Origin of the sequence: Burkholderia sp. Leaf177, from assembly GCF_001424345.1 — a bacterium.
In the GTDB taxonomy this organism is placed as follows: Bacteria; Pseudomonadota; Gammaproteobacteria; order Burkholderiales; family Burkholderiaceae; genus Caballeronia.
On sequence record NZ_LMPF01000025.1, the window covers coordinates 370,638 to 388,403 of the forward strand.

A 17,766-nucleotide genomic window follows, 5' to 3' on the forward strand; every position below is an offset into this window, starting at 1 on the left:
GCTCAGTGCTTGATGATGTACAGGTCTTCGCTGCGGTAGTGGTCCATCGGATTTTTCGTGGAGTAACCGCCCACGTAGCTCTTCACAAGACGCACGAGCGTGTATTGCAGAAGCGGCAGCATCGGGTAGTCTTCCATTGCAACCTTGCCGGCTTCAGTTTGCAGTTTCAGGCGCGTGGCCGGGTCCGTGGAGTTGGATGCTTCATGCATCAGCGCATCGGCTTTTGGATTGCAGGCCTGGTTGTCGTTCTGTTCCGAGCCGCATTGAACCAGCGTGAGGAAGGTGCTGGCGTCGTTGTAATCGGCGACCCAGCCGTTGCGCGCAATCTGATAATCGCCGTCATGGCGCTTTTTCAGCAAGACCTTGAATTCCATTGCCTGAATGTCGGTGTCGAGCCCGAGCTTGCTCTTCCATTCCGATGCCGCGAAGATCGCCATTTTCTTGTGATACTCGCTGGTGTTCATCGCGAACTGCAGCTTGGTGCCCGGCTTCACACCCGCTTCGGCCAGCAGTTTTTTGGCCTCCTCCACGCGCTTCGCCATGGGCCATGAGGCCCAGTCGTAGGCACTCACGTCCGCGCCCTTCACGCCTTTCACAATCACGCCATACGCGGGAATCTGGCCATCGGCGGTGACGCGCTGGGCGAGAATGTCGCGATCGATGACCATCGACAAAGCCTTGCGCACCCGCACATCCTTCAGCAACGGGTCCTTGTTGTTGAACGAGTAATAGCGCAATCCGAGCATGGGTGCCGCGCGCATCTCGTTCGGATACTCCTGCTTGTAGCGCGCGAACGTGCCCGACGGCAATTGATAAACCCAGTCGTTGCCGCCCGACTCGTACTGCTTCACGTCGGTGTTTTCATCTTCGATAGGCAGGTACGTCACCTGGTTGAGCTGCACGTAGCCCGCGTTCCAGTAATTCGGGTTTTTCGCGAGCACGAGCCGGTTGTTCACTTGCCAGTCTTTCAGCATGAACGCGCCGTTGCTGACCAGCTTGCCGGGCTTGGTCCAGTCCTTGCCGTTCTTCTCCATCGCAGCTTTGTTGATGGGGCCGAAATTCGTGTTCGTCATCAGGTCGGGCAGGAACGGCACGGGGTAAGGGGTCTTGATTTGCAGCGTATTCGCGTCGATAGCCGTCACGCCGAGCGATGCAACCGGCTTCTTGCCCGCGACGATTTCCGTGCCGTTTAGCAGGAACATGCCGTAGGTATTTGCATACGGCGATGCCGTTTTTGGATCGACCAGCCGCTGGGAACTGAAGACAAAATCCGCTGCGGTGACAGGTTCGCCATTGGACCACTTCGCGTTCTTCCGCAGATGAAAGATCCACGTGGTCGGGTCTTTCATCTCCCACTTTTCTGCGACGCCAGGTACCGTTTCGCCATCGGAACGAACGGCGGTCAGGCCTTCGAAAAGATCACGCGTGACATTGTTCGCCGGCACGGATTCGGCGACGTTCGGATCGAGCGTCTCCACTTCGCTGCCATTGTTGCGCACCAGTTCCTGCTTCGCGGCGAGTTGCGTGCCCGGAGCAATGATGGCTGCGCTGGCGAGATCGGGGAGGATTGCGGCGCTTACGAGACACGCGGCCAATAATGCGGAGGATCGGCGCGAAGAACGAACAGACGAAGAAGCGAGCGAAGCGAAAAACATCGAGGAAACTCCCGGAATTCATTACTTGCCGCAAATGGACAACGGCCACTTGCGGTTACATCGGCCTTCGACATGTCTCACACACTGAGCGAGACATGCCGAAGGTTTGGTTCAAGGTTGTGGTGGATCAGCACCGGCGAACACGCATGAAGCGCGTCATTCGTCGTCGCTGCTCGGGGCGGTCTTGAACGAGAACGTCACCTCGCCAACATACGGTTCGGCGTTTTTCTCGCACTTGTAGGCCTTCGCGGCGGTGGTTACGGCTTCGTTGAAGACCGAAGTCGGCGGTGTAGTCCTGACGATTTTGACCGCGCCCACACTGCCGTCCGGGTTGATCGTCAGATGCGCGATCACGTCGGCTGAGATGCCGTCCTGCAACGCCTTGCGCGGAATCTGCGGCTGCACGGACTGGCAGTGACCACGGCCGTCGACCACGCCAGGCAGCGCAGGCGGCGCGACCGGCGCTGCGCCTGTTGCCGCCACCGGCGGACTGGGCGGCGAATTCGACGGCGTCGTTGCCACGGCCGGCGCATTGGCGGACGGATTTGCCGCGGCCGGAATCTGCGCTTCCTTGGGCGCCGCCGATGGTTTGGCCGGCGGCGGTTTGGGCGTAGGCAACGGCTTCGGCTCGACCTTCTTCGCCACGGGCTTTTGCGGCGTGGGCGCGGGCGGCGGTTCGAGCTTCTTCACCTCGGGCGGCGGCGGAGGCGGAGGCGGCGGAGGCGCCATGCGCACGCGCAATTCTTTTGGAGGCGGCGGCGCGTCGGGCGTGAAGTTCACGTGCGAGAGACCGGCAATCAGCAACAACTCGACGAGCAACGCGGCGCCGACCGCGACTTTCATCGATAACTTGCCGTCCTTCGATGCTCCCTTCGACGCCCACAGCGCTCCGTCCAGAGGCACGCGAGGCGCGCTGACCAGATGTACGGGAGCGGTCATGTAGTCGGATTCGTCGCCAGTGCCACGGAGCTGATGCCGGCCGCGCGCACCAGGTCCATCACGTGGATGATGTTCTTGTAGCTCGTGCCCTCGTCGCCGGAAATGGCGACGTCGACCTTCTTCGAATCGCTCACGAGACCTTTGAGGTGCGTGGTGAGTTCGTCAGGCGTGATGGGTTTGGCATCGAGGTAAAGCTCGTCGGTCTTCGTCACGCCGATCGATACCTTGATGGTCTGCTGCAACGCCTCAGCGGTGCTGGATTGCGGCAGGTCCAGCTTGATGCCCGCGCCCTGGATCATCTTCAGCGTGGCGAGCATGAAGAAGACCAGCAGGAACATCATGATGTCGATCATCGGGATGATCTCGATGCGTGCCTTCTCTTCCGCGCCCAGATAATGACTGCGGTGATTTCTACTCATCTCGTACCTCTTCTCTTCTATTTCCAAACGGCATGGGTGCAGGCGCGGCAAACGGCGAGAGCCGGTTTTTGCAGCAACTCATGCTGCAACTCATGCTGCGATTTCAGGGCGCACTTCGGCGTTGCGGCGAACCGGCGCGGAGAAACGCGAGACCAGCAGCGACTTGATCAGGTCGAACTGATTGACCGTCATGCGAATGCGTTTGTTGAAGTAGTTGAGAAAGATCACGCAGATGATGGCGATGACAAGGCCGCAAGCCGTGGCCGTCAGCGCATGTCCAATGCCGCCAGTCACGCCGTTGGGATTTGCGGTGCCGCTTGCGCCCAGTACATTGAACGACTCCACCATGCCGATGATCGTGCCGAGCAGGCCGAGCAGCGGTCCGAGCGTCACGGCGGTATCGAGCACCCACAGGTTGCGGTCGAGGCGCGGCATCTGGAACATGATCGCTTCTTCCACTTCACGCTCGACCACGGCTTCGTCGCGGCCATTGACCTTCATGGCGGTCTTCACGAGTTCGGCCTGAACGGTCGAGTCGTAATGCTTCACGAGCTTCGCGGCATCTTCCGGATGGTTGGCCTTGAGAAGCTTCAGATCGTGCTCGATGGTCTTGCCCGCGCGCACGGCTCTCGCGAAGAACACCAGACGCTCGATGATCACGGCCATGCCCAGCAGGAAAATGACGCCGAGAAGAGGAATGAGGCCCATCGACTGGACCGAATAATTAATGAGGGTATTCAGCACTGCGGACTCCGGTTAGGACAAACGACGCTAATCATTTTGTGGATGACAGTATTTCTTTATGCGGCCGACTTCGTTTTGGACGCCGCCCGTAAAAGCGCGACTCTATAAGCAACGGTTATGCCAAGAAATAAGCATCTAGTTGTCCAACGCTGCTCGAAGCATGCGCGACACGTTGATATTACGGCGAATTTCTCGGTTTAGAGCAATGCATGGTTCGTTGCCTTAGATTCTATTCGATGCCGCACGGACAATACCAACCACTGGAATCAAGCTTGAATCCCGCAGACCGGCGTCTCTTCCAGAATAAACCCATTCTTTGTGCACCATATGATTATGATGGTGCTTATGAAAGCGATTAGTAATATATATGCGCCGGTCATCTTTTTGATTATGACGAGTTCGGGATGCTCCAAAACCCTGACCTTCTTGATCGGCCTCAACCCCGCCATGGCAAAGACTTTACGCGGGGGTATTACAAAAACGCATTGGTTATGTTTATACTGTGCACACACGCCGTGATAACGCCTCTTCCCGGCTTTCAAACCGTAATGCACATTGTGATGCAGCTTGCTCCCTTTCAAGGTGCAGGGATTGCACCACTATATCTAGAATAAATCCTCTAACTCACCTTACAAACAACAGCGCATCAAAATAAAGGGTGTTATCCCGATTCCATAATACTGTTTAACATTAACTCCTAAACAGTAATCATCGATAAAAAATAAAACGCATTCATTTCAAATTCTTACTGCAGAAATAAATGGCCGTATCCGGCTCTCCTGTTTATTCCTTTTAGCAAATTGGCATAGCTCGTGCTCTTGGTGCAGCCGCTTATCAACGGCGCCTTTCAACACGATTGAGATTGCGCCTTGACTGACGATGTTCAAACGACGCAACCCGCGTTTAGCGCGCCCCGCAATAAAAAGCGTCGACAAACATCGCATGACCGGTCCGTGCAACTCGCACGAGCCGGCCGGTTGGTTCGATCAAATATGCTCACTGACAAGAGGGAGAGCACGTGAAACAGAAGAGATTGGTAACGGCGATCAAGGGCATCATTGGCGCCGAACTTGTGCTGAGCGCTGCATTCATTCCGATGGCGCACGCACAGACCGCCGACCAGAGCGGCACAGGCGGCGCGTCGGGTACGACTTCCACAACGGCCACGACACCCGCTGCGTCGACGTCCACGGCTCCGACCAAACTTGAAAAAGTGGAAGTCACGGGCTCGCTGATCCGCACATCGGACAAGGTAGGCAACACAGAAGTCCAGACTGTGACAGCGAAGGAGATCGAACAAAGCGGCTACACCACCGTCGCCGATTTCCTGCGCGGCGTGTCGGCGAACTCCGCCAGCAGCTGGTCGCAATCGACAATGAACAGCACCGCTCCGGGCGGCGCCGGCATTGCGTTGCGCGGCCTCTCCGAGAAATACACGCTGGTGCTCGTCGATGGCCAGCGCGTGGCGAACTACGCACAAGCGGTGAACTTCACCGACACCTTTTTCGACATCAACACGATCCCGCTGAACACCATCGACCGGATCGAAATCGTGAAGACGGGCGCGGTATCGCAATACGGTTCGGACGCCATTGCAGGCGTGGTCAACATCATCACGAAGAAGAATTTCCAGGGCTTCCAGATCGACAGCCAGCTCGGCAAGGCGCAACATCCGGGCGACGCACAAGGCAGCTTCAGCGTGCTCGGCGGCTTCGGCAATCTCGCGACCGACCGCTTCAACGTCACGGGTTCGGCGAGCTGGTTTCGCGATTCGGGCTCGACCCTCGCCGACCGCGACATGACGAGCAGCCAGGACTTCACGCGCTTCGGCGGCAACAACTTGCCGGCCGGCAACAACCAGCAGAGCTTCTGGACCCAGCCCGACGGCACCAACGTTCCGCTCAACCCCTGCCCGCCGAACACCACGACGGGACGCACCGCCGGCAGCACGTGTACCTACAACACGGCGCATGACTACTCGCTGGTTCCGTCGACTACGCGGTTGAACGCCAAGGTTCGCGGCACGTTCCAGATCAACGACGACATGCAGGCGTACGCCGAGTTCTGGGGCAGCCGCGACGAGACCGTGCAGTACGGCGGCCTGCAGTCGGCGAGCAGCTTGTCGAACGTGTACAACCCGCAGACCAACAGCATCACGCCGCTCAATCGCACCGTGCCGGGCGGCAATCCGTTCAACCCGTTCGGTGTCGATACTCCGATCAACTACACGTTCCCGACAGCAGGCGTGGGCGTGGATACCGTCTCGACGTTCTGGAAGGCATCGACCGGGATCAAGGGATCGTTCACCACGCCGAAGCTGGGCGACTGGGACTGGTCCGTCGATGCAGGCCATTCGCAAAGCACGGTGGACAGCCACTTCTACAACTCGCTGGACGTAGCAGGCTGGCAGAACGTGCTGCAAAACGGCTCGTATAACTTCCTGAATCCGGGCTCCACGCCGAACGGTCTGGACGGCGTGTTCCGTGACGACTTCCAGCAAGCCATCACGAAGCTCGATACGGTCAGCGCGAAAACCTCGACATCGAACCTGTTCACGCTGCCTACAGGCAACGTGGGGCTCGGCCTCGGCACCGAGTTCCGTCATGAGAGCTCGATCATCAACCCGCGCACGTATTCGTCGGAGGGCATTGTGTCGCCGGCGCAGATCCAGACGGTGGACGGCTCGCGCAACGTGGCGGCCGTGTTCTACCAGGTCGAGATTCCGATCATCCGTGCATTGACGTTCACGCAGTCGGGCCGCTATGACCATTACAGCGACTTCGGCGGCGCGTTCTCGCCGAGCTTCGCGTTGCGCTATCAGCCGGTGCAGGCGTTCACCACCTACGCCTCGTTCAGCCGCGGTTTCCGTGCGCCGACGCTGGTCGAAAACTCGCAGGCTTCGTACACCGGTCACCAGAACCTGACCGACCCGTACGATCCGCGCGGCCCGACCAAAGCCTTCACGACCGAGTTCACGAACGGCAACCCGAACCTTCAGCCTGAGCACACGAAGAACTACAACATCGGCTTCCAGTTGTCGCCGGACGCAACGACCGACGTTGGCGCGGGCTTTTACAAGGTTCGCATCGACGGTGTGATCGGCACGCCGGATCCGGTGGCGGTGCTTGCAGCCAACGACCCGACCCAGGTGATTCGCAACCCGGACGGCACGCTGCGCTACATCAACTCGCAGTTCATCAACCTGGGTTCGCTCGATACCGACGGCTTCGACTTCAACTGGCGCAAGACGGTCGGAACGCCAGTGGGTTCGTTCACGCTGTCCGGCGACTGGGCCTATGTGTGGCACTTCAAGCTGCACAGCCCGGGCGCGGCGACGGCGGATTTCGCCGGCAACAACCTGGCGTTGAACCAGCCGTTCGGTGCATCGAATCCGCGCTGGAAAGGCAATACGGACCTGACCTGGGATTACCGCAAGTTCACCACCACGCTGACCTGGCAGTACACGGGTCCGTACACGAACGCGATTGCGGATATCAACGGAGACACGCCTTTGTCGGTGGCATCGTATAGCCAGTTCAACCTGTTCACGAGCTATCGCGGCTTCAAGAACTGGACTATCTATGCAGGCATCAACAACCTGTTCGATAAAAAACCGCCGTTCGATGCCGAATGGACCTCGGGTGCGGATCTGACCGGTTACGACCAGTCGCTGTACACGGACGTTGGCCGCTTCTTCCAGATCGGCGCGACGTACCGGTTCAAGTAAGGTGCTTTAAAGCTCGCGGGTATCACAGCCCGGACCTGTCCGGGACACGGAAGTCTTTCGTGTCCCGGACAGTGCGTTTACGGATCGGCACTTCCAGCGCTCTTGCAGATAAAGGTTCGGATGCCGAAGTACTCGCTGTTATCGGACAGTGGCGCATCACTATCGGCCACGCTATGTGCGCTAGCCCACATAGCCCGTGATGCCGCCCCATGAAAGTGTCGCCGATGCGCATCAATGCGGCCTGGAAAACATACCCGGGTACTAACTTCTGAACTAATTGCACTATTCTTATATGAACAATCCGGCTCGCCTGATCGTTACGGAGCCGGCAAGACATCTGCCCAGGGGGCTTCGGCATGAGCCTGTTATCTTTTCGCGCGCCCGTCCTGTACGCGGCGTGCCATCGCTGCGGCAATGCGCTGACTCAAGGCGAAGACGAATGTCCGCATTGCGGCACGAACCAGTCGCGCGCATTACGCGTGCTGGGCGCAGCCAATACGGTCGACTACCGCAATAACGTGGTGCTGATGCCTGGCCGCATGCTCGTGCCGTATCCGAGCGTGCCGGAAGAAATCGATACCGCGATGAACATCGCGCGTGAAAGAAAACGCGTGCTGAAACGCGTGGCGTTTTATCTGGCAAGCGGCGGAATGCTGGCAATGGCGCTGGGGCTGGCTTACGCACCGGCGTTGCGGTCGCCGGTCGTGCAGCGGCTGGCGGCGTTGCCGGAGCCCGCAATGCGCCGGGCGGTGGTTGCGCCGGTTGTTCCGATGGCGCCGGAGGACAATGCAGAGGTCGCCGTTGCGGCCAGCGCGACGGTGCTTGCGGCTGCAAGTTCCACGAACGTGCGCGATGTGGCGCCTGCGCCCCAAGTGATTGTGAAGACAGCCCCGCCCGTGAGTGTGACGTCAAACCAGGCGAGCCAGCCTCTTGTCCCGCACGTTGTGAAGCAGGCCGCTGCCGATAAACCCGCAGCCGTCGCTCCGCCCGTTGTCGTGGCTGCAAAGCCCGTTGCGCCCCCGGTTGTAGCGGTTGCATCGGCTGAGACTCCCACTACCGCCGAAAAGGCCGCCGAGGCTTATGCGTCTGCATCCGCCATGGCAAGCAACGCGCTTGCATCGGTGGAAACGCAGGCCCGCGCATTCAACGATAAAGTCGCGAACACGTACAACACGCTGTTGGCGCTGGCTGCATCGACGATCCATCCGGCACCGGCGGAAGCGTCCGCTCAGGCCGAGGCGACGCCCGATGTTTCCAGCCCTGCGCCAATCGCAAGCAAACCTGCGACCGTTGCGAAGGCTGCACCTCCCGCACACACGAACACGGCAAACACCCCGACAGCAATCGTCCAGCAAGCCAAGCCCCGCGTCGAAACCACGGTGGCGACCCAATCAGTGCCAGTCATGGCGCCGCCCGTGCCCGTTGTGACGACTACTACGGCAGCAGTCCCCAACCCGACCGCTACCGCCGATGTCCCGATCGCGAGCCATGCTCCAGAGCCCTCCGCGCTGACTGAAAACGGCTTGCCGCGCATGTCGATGGCGCCGATCTCGCCGGCCATGACCGCCGAGCGTCCGCCTGCCGGAAGTCCCGGCGAGACGCTGTACATCGCGCGCCTGGCGCTGCTTACGAACGACCTGAGCGCCGCTCGCAAGAATCTCGCGGAGGTTCCATCGTCGCTTGCCAACGATGTCGAAGCCAAACGAATTCGCGAAGAACTGGCGCAACGTGAAAGCGCACGCGATACCGCCATGCAACGCGCACGCGCCTGCGACGCCGCTTCGTCCTGGCGTTGCGCGCGTCGTTACGCAAAAGAGGCGATAACGATCGATACCAGCTATCCCGATTCGCGCGTTCTGCTCAAGCGAGTCAATTTCAAGGCGGCGCAGGCGAAGAAAGCCGCCGATGCCGCCGCGCTCCAGGCCGCGAACAACGCAGCGCACGCGCCCGTGCATTCGGCGCCGATCCGCGAAGCGGTCGCGGTTTCTGCAGTTCCACGTGCCGTGAACACGACGCCGAGCGCGCCGCAACAGGGCGCCTACATTGCGCCTCAAGCGCCATCGAACAACACCAGCGCACCGCATTTGTTCGCCACGCCACCCGTGCGCGCAACGCACGAATCGCACGTGATTCATGACGTACGGGAAACACGTCCTATCACCGAAACACGCGAACCGATTGTCGTCGCGCCGCCAGTTAAAGCACCCGAGCCGGAAGAGTCGCAAACACGTGTCTTCGGCGGCGGCGTACCGATCCGTCCACCCGGCCGCGGCGACGCACATTGATGTTCTACGGAGACGCTAATTCGCCGGAATCGTCACGATCGGCGTCTTCGCGTCCTGATTGGACTCCGCAAGCGCCATCAGCATCTGCACCACGGTGAACGCGTATTTCGAATCGAAATCCCGCCGGTCGATCCAGTATTGCGACGGCCCGTATTTAATATCGATATACGCGTCTTCCGGCGGTTTCTCGCCGACGTGGACCACGATCGTCGGCCGCGTTTCCACCCCGATCAAACCGATGGTCGGTTTCGTCGACCCGTGCGCCACGAGATCTTCCGGTACATCGACCTGCGCGCCGAGGTCGGTGAGAATGCCAAGCACGGAACGCGTGACCATTGGAATGCGTTCGCCGCGCAAGGCGGATTGTCCGTAGACCACCTCGTACGTTTTTGTTTTCGGCGACAACTTCAGCAACCGGCGCACGAGCATCAGATCCTTCGATGTCTCCGCATTCTCCCCGCTCGTGGTCGCGCCGAGCGTGATGTACACGCGGCTCGCGTGGTCCTCGTCGCGCATTTCCACGTTCAACTGGCCTGCAAGTTGAAGCCGCCGGAACGCTTGGATCAGTTCGAAGAAACCGACGCTGCCATTTGCATTCGGTCCGCCCATCGCGTTCGCGTTCTGCAAGCCGCCTATCGATTGCGCGGTGATACGCAACAACAGGTCGATGGGAATCGCGCTCTCGGCGAGCGGGAGCACCAGCCCAGGCGCGAGCGGACGAATGTAGGCCGTCGCGAAGGCCTGGCCCGTCGTCGGCGTGAAGGTGAACGTGGGATGGTTCGAGTAGGACACGCTGCCGGTCGCGGCGGCGAAGTTCTGCGTGGTGTCGCCGGCGCTGAAGGTCGAACCGGCGGTGGCATCGAAGGTATAAGCCGCGATGATCTGGCTTACGCTCAGGAACGCCGGCGAATCAGCGAATCGGATGCCGACGAGCGCTGCGAGTATCTCGCGCTTTTTGGCTTCACCGAGCGCTCTCGCGTAATCGACCTGATCGGCCTTGAGCCGTTTTGGACCGATGGCGGAGCAGCCCCCGGCGGTAATGCAGACGCACAACATGGCGGACAGGAGGGCTTTTCTTCGCATTCAGCGGGACCACGGTAATGCGGGCAGCACAGCGCCGCCCGGCGAACCGCTGCCGTTGCAACTTCCGTTCCCCGACGCGCATTCCTCTGCGGAAATCTCGCGCAGGCTATTGCGGCGTCGAAGGAGTTTTAGCCTTATTCGGACTTGTCGCACCCGTTGCGCCGGAGCCGTATGCCGCCTTTTCGGCATTCTGGATATCGTTCGGATAGTTGGGATCATTGGCCGTAGGCCGATAGCCATGCGCTTCGAGGTTCTTCAGATCGGCCTTCTCGGATGCCCGCGTAGGCGGCGAATTATTCGGCTGCGCCGTTTGCGCCTGAGCGGACTGGGCGAATGTGAATGCCATCGTCGCGGCTACAAAAACGGTGCGTACAAGGTGAAATTTCGACATGCTGACCTCCGGGCTGTTGTTATATCGATAAATGCCGTTACGCATCGCGCATGCCCGGCCGACTGGCGAGCTCGTCATGGATTCAATCGTGCGGCGGCGCGTTTGACTATCTCCGTGCGAACCGCACGCCCTGCTTCGCTACGATTCCACACGAGGTCGGTTACGGCCTTTGGCGCGGTATCGGGCGTGCCTGAATCGAAGGGCGGCGCGGGCGCATATTCTAGTTGAAGCTGGATGGCTTGCGCCTCGGTTTCGCCAATCAAATCAGTCAGCAGCGTCAGCGCAAAATCGATGCCCGCCGTCACGCCTCCTCCGGTCATGAGGTTGCCGTCCTGCACCACGCGCGCTTTGACGGGAATTGCGCCGAACTGATCCAGCAGATGATGAGCCGCCCAATGCGTCGTCGCGCGACGGCCGCGTAGCAGACCTGCTGCACCGAGCACCAGCGCGCCCGTGCAAACCGACGTCACGAAGCGTGCGCTCGCCGCCTGCTTCTTGATGAAACTCAGCGCAAGTTCGTCCTCCATCAATTCACCCACGCCGATGCCGCCCGGAACGCACAGCACGTCGAGCTGCGGGCAGTCGTCATAGGTGATGGACGGTGTCAGCGACAAACCGCTACTCGACTTGACGGGTTCGAGCGTGCTGTTGACGAGATAGACCTTTGCGCCGGCGACGGACGCGAAGACGTCGTGGGGACCGGTCAGATCGAGTTGCTGGACGCCGGGGAAAACGAGGAAACCAATATGCAGAGTCATTGATAAATCGCCTCACGGAAGGTAGATAACTGGAACTGGACGACTTGAAGATACGCCGTTAGTCTTTGGCGAGATTGTCGATTGACCCTCGTTTCACGCCAATATTTTATTTTCGATCAAAGCAAGTCCGAACATGATCCACGCGCCTCGCCGTATTCATATTTTTGCTTTCCCCGATGTCCAGTTGCTCGACGTCTCCGGTCCGCTGCAGGTTTTTGCATCGGCGAACGAACTGTCGATCGCGGCGGGGCTCGACGCGCCTTACGAGCCACGGGTCTTCGCGGCGATCTCCGGCGAGGTCCAAAGCACCGCCGGCCTCGGATTGTTCGCGCATCCCTTGCCGACGGAGCGCGAAATCACGGATACGTTGATCATCGCGGGCGGCAGAGGCGTGCACGCGGCCTCGAAGGACGCAGCGCAGGTCGCGTGGGTCAGGGAACGCGCGCCGCGAGCACGACGGGTGGCATCGGTATGTACGGGCGCATTTCTGCTCGCCGCCGCTGGTCTGCTCGACAAACGCCGCGCCGTCACGCACTGGGCGCATTGCGATCTGCTCGGCGACCGCTTCCCGGATGTGCGCGTAGACCCCGCGCCCATTTTCATCCGCGACGGCGCGGTATGGACTTCGGCGGGCGTAACGGCCGGTATCGACCTCGCGCTTGCGCTCGTGGAAGACGATCTCGGCCGCGCGCTCGCACTCGATGTCGCCCGCGAACTCGTGGTTTTCCTGAAACGTCCCGGCGGCCAGGCGCAATTCAGCGCGACGTTATCGCTGCAAAAAGCAGGCGATCGTTTTGCGGATTTGCACGCGTGGATTGCCGAAAACATGGCCGCGGATTTATCGATCGCGATGCTCGCCGAACGCGCCGGCATGAGCGAGCGCAGCTTCGTGCGGCACTATCGGGCGCAAACCGGCATCACGCCCGCGCGTGCAATCGACCGGTTGCGGCTGGAAGCGGCAAGGCGGCTGCTCGGCGACACCGCGTTTCCCATCAAGCGCGTGGCGGCACGCTGCGGGTTTGGATCGGAGGAAACCATGCGGCGAAGTTTTTTGCGCGCGACAGGCGTTTCGCCGCAAGCGTATCGCGAACGATTTTCGGCCTCGAACCAAGAAGCGGATATAGGGACGCAGTCGTGACGCAACGCGGCGGCGCAGCAAATCGCTCGGGCTAAATATTTTGGGCCTTGCGCCATGTCAAAGGCGGAAATTTTCGGGATAATGCTGCATTGCGCACGGCATATCCACATTTCCCGCCTTATGTCCATTATCGATATCCCCAACGATCCTCTCGGGCGCGTCGTCGCTCCTTATGGCGCCGGCCCGGCCGAGGTCGCGCTTGCCGTAGGCGGACTGGCGATCGGCACAGGCGAATTCGCTTCCATGACCATCCTGCCGATCATCGCGCACGGTCTGGACACGTCGCTGCCCACCATGGGCCATATCATCAGCGCCTACGCGCTCGGGGTCGTGATCGGCGCGCCGCTGATCACCATCTTCTTTGCGAAGATCCCGCGCCGCGCCATGCTGATCGGTTTGATGCTGATGTTCGCGTTCGGCAACCTGCTGAGCGCGCTCGCACCCAATTACACGCTGCTGCTGATCGCGCGCTTTATCTCAGGCGTGCCGCACGGTGCGTATTTCGGCGTGGCCGCGTTGACGGCGGCGTCGCTGGTGCCGCCCGACCGGCGTGCGCGGGCGGTCGGACGCGTGATGCTGGGTTTGACCATCGCGAATATTTTCGGCGTGCCGCTCGCAACGTGGCTCGGACAATGGCTCGGCTGGCGCGCGGATTTCCTGCTCGTCGGCACGCTCGGCATCCTCACGATGATCGGCGTGCGCATTTTCCTGCCGCCCATTCACGCGGGCGGCGCCACGCCCCGGCGCGAACTCGGCGTGTTCCGCCGCGCGCAGGTCTGGCTGACGCTTTCGGTGATCGCGGTCGGTTTCGGCGGTCTGTTCGCGGTCTACACCTACATCACGCCTACGCTGCTGAACGTGACCCACGTCGCGCCATGGCGAGTGCCGTTGCTGCTCGGCGCGCTCGGTGTCGGCATGACGGCGGGCAGCCTGTTTGGCGGTGTTCTCGCCGATAAATCCCGCCTCTGGACCATCTTCGGCATGCTGATCTGGAACGCGGCGGCGCTGGCGGCGTTTGCGTATTCATCGGCTAACGAATGGACCGCGACGCTCAATCTCTTCGCGATGGGACTCGGCATTGCAGTCGTCCCCGCCGTGCAGACGCGCCTGATGGACGTAGCCGGCGACGCGCAGACCGTGGCGGCAGCGCTCAACCATTCGGCCTTCAACATTGCGAACGCACTGGGCGCGTGGGCCGGCGGCGTGGTGGTCGCGCTCGGTTACGGCCTCGAAGCGACTGGCTGGACGGGCGCCGTCCTCGCTTGCGGTGGCATCGTGCTGCTGGGCGTTTCCGTTGCGGTCGAGCGGCGCTCTTTGCTGGCCGGCCTGCGCACGGCTCGCGCATAAGCGGAATAAATCAGAGCCGTATCCAACTCCTTTTGCACGTCGCATAATGCGGCTTTCTACGCTAGCCGGATCGCCGGTACTCCGGATCGCCGGATCGCCGGAGCGCCGGTACTCCGGATCGCCGGATCGCCGGATCGCCGGATCGCCGGATCGCCGGATCGCCGGATCGCCACGCGAATAATAATCCGGCGACGATTCCGAATGGAATCCCTCAAGCCGGAAGCCGCATTTGCCGTTATTACAAATAGGGCTGGCCAATAAAAGGGCTGTGAGAGACACCCGCCGCGCCTGTTGTGAACGCCGACATCGAACAAAAGTGAGTCAAGAGCCGCATTCGCCGTCGGCTCGGAGCGCCGATGAACGTCTATTCCGGAAACCCGGCCACGCACGTGGCGGATCAAAGTCACGATGAGTCTGTCGCGGCTTTCGCACGTCCGGCGTCCGATGCGCCCTGGCGCGCGGATGCGGATACCTGCATCGATTCGCTGTTGCGCAATGCCGCCACCCTCGCCGATACCGCCTGCTGGGCGTGGTATCAGCCCGGCGCGGGACTGCATCTCGCGGCGCAGGGTTCGCTCGACGATACCTGGCCCGCCGTCCTCTCCGTCGATGAATTCCATGCTTATTGCACGACGCATCGGCTGTGTCTCTGGCCGACCGGCAGCGGCGAAAACATTCTCGGATGGTTGCTCGCGCCCGCGGCCGAAGCGGCGAACCGCACGCTTGCCGACCTCGCCCGAAGCCTCGGCGAAGCGTTGCAAACCGATGCCCTCGCGCGTGCGCAAACCACGCAGCGCGTGCTCTACGAGATCGCTTATCTCGCGAGTTCCGTGCGCGATCGTTTCGACTTCCTGCTCGGCGTGCATCGGCAACTTGCCACGCTGATCGACGCGGAAAACTTCTATCTCGCGCTCTACGATCCGTCGAACAACGAAATAACCTATCCCTATTATGTGGATGTGATCGACACGTGCGCGCTCGATCCGGCCGCTTACGACACGCTGGATTTATCGTGCCTGTCGCTGACAGGTCAGGTGCTGACGACTGGACAGCCGCTATTGATCGATGCCACCGGAATCGCCGCCGCGGAAGCCGAAGGCCGTTTCTTTTGCGTTGGCGACCGCCCGGAATTCTGGATGGGCGCGCCGCTGAAAAACGCGTCCGACGAAGTGTTCGGCATGATTGCAATGCAGGTCTACGACGTCGCGCGGGTGTATAGCGTCGAGGATCGCGCGCTATTTTTGGTCGTCGCGCGGCACGTGGCAATGGCGCTCGACCGCATCTTGCATCGGGCGGATCTGGAGGAAACGGTGTCGCGCCGGACCGCCGAATTGTCGGAAGTGAATCGCGCGCTGCGGCTTGAAATCGCAGAACGAAAACGCGCCGAGCATTTGCAAGGCGCGCTGTTCCAGATCGCCGAATTGTCGAGCCGGCACGGCGACATGGTGGAGTTTTTCCGCAGCCTGCACGGCATTGTCGGCGAGTTGCTGTACGCGCGAAATTTCTACGTGGCGCTCGTCGATATTGCTTCGGAGAACGTGTCGTTCCCCTATTACGTCGATGAACTCGTGAACGCGTCCCCGGTTCCGCGACGCGGCCGGCGCGGCCTCACCGAGTACGTGATTCGCGAACGCCGTCCGTGCCTGGTCGATCTCGCGGAAGCGACGCGGCTGGTGGAAACGGGCGAGATAGAAGGCGCGAGCGAAAGCATCAAGATGCGTTCGTGGCTCGGCATTCCGTTGTTCGACGGCGACGAAGTGCGTGGCGTGCTCGCCGTGCAAAGCTATTCGTCGCGCGTGCGTTACTCGAAGCGCGATCAGGAATTGCTGACCTTCGTATCGCGTCATATCGATACCGCGCTGTCACGGCGCAGCGCCGCCGAGGCCTTGCACGCGGCGAACCTCGAACTCGAGCAACGCGTGCAGAATCGCACGCGCGAACTCGACGACGCAAACGCGCGCCTGCAACACGAGAATTCGCACGATGCGCTGACCGGCCTCCCGAACCGCAGCCACATGCTGCAACGGCTGCAGCAAGCGTGGCGCGATCATCATCGCGACGGCGAACAACTGGCGGTAATGTTCATCGACCTGGACCGCTTCAAGGTCGTGAACGACAGCCTCGGCCATCATTTCGGCGACATGCTGCTGGTGCAGGCGGCGAGTCGTCTGCGCGGCTGTTTGCGGGACACCGACCTGCTTGCACGTCTGGGGGGCGATGAGTTCGCGGTGCTGTCGCCGGGTGCGTCGCTTGAAACCGCCGTGGACATTGCCGAAAGGATTTTGGCCGCGTTCGACCTGCCGTTTCATATCGATGAACACCGGGTGTTTTCATCGTGCAGCATTGGCATTGTGAGTCCCGACGAGCAATTTCATAAGGAACCGGCCGACCTTCTTCGCGACGCCGATACCGCCATGTATCGCGTAAAAAATGGCGGACGTGACAGCTTCGTGGTGTTCAACCATGAGCTTCGGCGCGAGGTATCGGACCAGGTCGAACGCGAAGGGGCGCTGCGCAATGCACTCAAGCGCGACGACGAACTCGTGCCGTATTTCCAGCCTATCGTCTGCGCAAACTCGGGGCAACTGGTCGCGCTCGAAGCATTGATTCGATGGCGTCAGCCCGACGGCAGCGTGATCCCGCCCGGCGAGTTCCTGCCGGCCGTCGAAGGGCTGCGCCTGATCGGGCGGCTCGATTTGTACATGCTCACGCGCGTGGCGATCATTCTCGCGCAACCCGAACATGCGGACTGGCCGCCGGTCCATGTGAACTGTTCGAGCTACAGCATGACGCGCGCCGAATTTGCCGACGATGTCCTCGCCCTGCTCTCGCGCTACGCCGTCTCGCCCTCGCGCATCTGCCTGGAACTCACGGAAGGCGCGCTCGTCGCCGAACCTGACCTTGCAAGGCGGACGATGCAGCGTCTGGCCGATCACGGCATGTCGGTCGTGCTCGATGACTTCGGCGCGGGTTTTTCATCGCTGAGTTATGTGCATCAATACCGGTTCAGCGGCTTGAAGATCGACCGCTCGTTTATCTTCGAACTGACCACGAGCCCGCGCAGCCGCGCGATAGTGCGGGCCATCGTGCGCATGGCGGAATCGCTCGACCTAACGGTGGTGGCCGAAGGCGTGGAAGATGCCGCGACGCTTGCCGTGCTGTGTGAAATGGGCGCGGCCCAGGCGCAGGGTTATTACTTCGCGCGCCCAATGCCGCTGGAAGACCTCTTGCTCACCACGCTCCTGCCCCGTTTGCAGGTGCTGGCGCAGGAGCCCTGAGC

The 17,766-nt window shown here is 60.9% G+C and carries 12 protein-coding genes; 5 read left to right on the top strand and 7 right to left on the bottom strand.

All coding sequences use genetic code 11. The features are described 5' to 3' along the window. Nucleotides 1-2 precede the first annotated feature (2 nt). The 4 genes from ASG35_RS28305 to ASG35_RS28320 all read right to left on the bottom strand — a co-directional run bounded on the left by ASG35_RS28305 (nt 3) and on the right by ASG35_RS28320 (nt 3,757). Nucleotides 3-1,655 carry a peptide ABC transporter substrate-binding protein gene (locus tag ASG35_RS28305; RefSeq protein WP_056365566.1) on the bottom strand — a complete coding sequence of 551 codons (1,653 nt, stop codon included), beginning with the start codon at nt 1,653-1,655 and terminating at the stop codon, nt 3-5. Between the two features lie 156 nt (nt 1,656-1,811). Further along, nucleotides 1,812-2,594 carry an energy transducer TonB gene (locus tag ASG35_RS28310; protein ID WP_056365569.1) on the bottom strand — a complete coding sequence of 261 codons (783 nt, stop codon included), beginning with the start codon at nt 2,592-2,594 and terminating at the stop codon, nt 1,812-1,814. After that, entirely contained in the window at nt 2,591-3,013 is a 423-nt protein-coding gene (locus tag ASG35_RS28315; protein WP_056365572.1) for an ExbD/TolR family protein, read from the bottom strand. The genes ASG35_RS28310 and ASG35_RS28315 overlap by 4 nt, the downstream gene beginning before the upstream one ends. 90 nt (nt 3,014-3,103) lie before the next feature. After that, nucleotides 3,104-3,757: a MotA/TolQ/ExbB proton channel family protein gene (locus tag ASG35_RS28320; RefSeq protein ID WP_056365575.1), complete on the bottom strand. Its 654-nt coding sequence runs from the start codon at nt 3,755-3,757 to the stop codon at nt 3,104-3,106. Between the two features lie 1,018 nt (nt 3,758-4,775). On the opposite strand from ASG35_RS28320, the gene ASG35_RS28330 reads away from it, so the two are divergent. Both ASG35_RS28330 and ASG35_RS28335 read left to right on the top strand, forming a co-directional pair. After that, nucleotides 4,776-7,484 carry a TonB-dependent receptor plug domain-containing protein gene (locus ASG35_RS28330; protein ID WP_056365580.1) on the top strand — a complete coding sequence of 903 codons (2,709 nt, stop codon included), beginning with the start codon at nt 4,776-4,778 and terminating at the stop codon, nt 7,482-7,484. Between the two features lie 356 nt (nt 7,485-7,840). Further along, nucleotides 7,841-9,769, top strand: a complete 1,929-nt coding sequence (locus ASG35_RS28335) for a hypothetical protein (RefSeq protein ID WP_056365581.1) — start codon at nt 7,841-7,843, stop codon at nt 9,767-9,769. Nucleotides 9,770-9,784: 15 nt separating this feature from the next. Here the strand turns inward: ASG35_RS28335 and ASG35_RS28340 are convergent, their stop codons facing one another. From ASG35_RS28340 to ASG35_RS28350, 3 genes are all read right to left on the bottom strand, one after another. Next, nucleotides 9,785-10,852, bottom strand: a complete 1,068-nt coding sequence (locus ASG35_RS28340) for a hypothetical protein (protein ID WP_056365588.1) — start codon at nt 10,850-10,852, stop codon at nt 9,785-9,787. A 106-nt stretch (nt 10,853-10,958) separates the two neighbouring features. Further along, entirely contained in the window at nt 10,959-11,243 is a 285-nt protein-coding gene (locus ASG35_RS28345; protein ID WP_268761143.1) for a DUF4148 domain-containing protein, read from the bottom strand. A 74-nt stretch (nt 11,244-11,317) separates the two neighbouring features. Continuing rightward, entirely contained in the window at nt 11,318-12,001 is a 684-nt protein-coding gene (locus ASG35_RS28350) for a DJ-1/PfpI family protein (protein WP_056365597.1), read from the bottom strand. 133 nt (nt 12,002-12,134) lie between these two features. Here ASG35_RS28350 and ASG35_RS28355 point away from each other — a divergent pair, with 133 nt between their 5' ends. The 3 genes from ASG35_RS28355 to ASG35_RS28365 all read left to right on the top strand — a co-directional run bounded on the left by ASG35_RS28355 (nt 12,135) and on the right by ASG35_RS28365 (nt 17,764). Continuing rightward, nucleotides 12,135-13,139, top strand: a complete 1,005-nt coding sequence (locus ASG35_RS28355) for a GlxA family transcriptional regulator (RefSeq protein WP_200945792.1) — start codon at nt 12,135-12,137, stop codon at nt 13,137-13,139. 120 nt (nt 13,140-13,259) lie between these two features. Beyond that, on the top strand, nt 13,260-14,486 hold the full coding sequence (locus tag ASG35_RS28360) for an MFS transporter (protein ID WP_056365599.1): 1,227 nt from the start codon (nt 13,260-13,262) through the stop codon (nt 14,484-14,486). A 356-nt stretch (nt 14,487-14,842) separates the two neighbouring features. Next, on the top strand, nt 14,843-17,764 hold the full coding sequence (locus tag ASG35_RS28365) for a sensor domain-containing phosphodiesterase (protein ID WP_056365602.1): 2,922 nt from the start codon (nt 14,843-14,845) through the stop codon (nt 17,762-17,764). The last annotated feature ends 2 nt before the right edge of the window (nt 17,765-17,766 follow it).

Bases quoted from the DNA above. Each gene is read 5' to 3' on its own strand.
- ASG35_RS28365 (WP_056365602.1), top strand. From the start codon at position 14,843: ATGAACGTCTATTCCGGAAACCCGGCCACGCACGTGGCGGATCAAAGT.
- ASG35_RS28305 (WP_056365566.1), bottom strand. From the start codon at position 1,655: ATGTTTTTCGCTTCGCTCGCTTCTTCGTCTGTTCGTTCTTCGCGCCGA.
- ASG35_RS28355 (WP_200945792.1), top strand. From the start codon at position 12,135: ATGATCCACGCGCCTCGCCGTATTCATATTTTTGCTTTCCCCGATGTC.
- ASG35_RS28340 (WP_056365588.1), bottom strand. From the start codon at position 10,852: ATGCGAAGAAAAGCCCTCCTGTCCGCCATGTTGTGCGTCTGCATTACC.
- ASG35_RS28360 (WP_056365599.1), top strand. From the start codon at position 13,260: ATGTCCATTATCGATATCCCCAACGATCCTCTCGGGCGCGTCGTCGCT.
- ASG35_RS28345 (WP_268761143.1), bottom strand. From the start codon at position 11,243: ATGTCGAAATTTCACCTTGTACGCACCGTTTTTGTAGCCGCGACGATG.
- ASG35_RS28335 (WP_056365581.1), top strand. From the start codon at position 7,841: ATGAGCCTGTTATCTTTTCGCGCGCCCGTCCTGTACGCGGCGTGCCAT.
- ASG35_RS28310 (WP_056365569.1), bottom strand. From the start codon at position 2,594: ATGACCGCTCCCGTACATCTGGTCAGCGCGCCTCGCGTGCCTCTGGAC.
- ASG35_RS28350 (WP_056365597.1), bottom strand. From the start codon at position 12,001: ATGACTCTGCATATTGGTTTCCTCGTTTTCCCCGGCGTCCAGCAACTC.
- ASG35_RS28315 (WP_056365572.1), bottom strand. From the start codon at position 3,013: ATGAGTAGAAATCACCGCAGTCATTATCTGGGCGCGGAAGAGAAGGCA.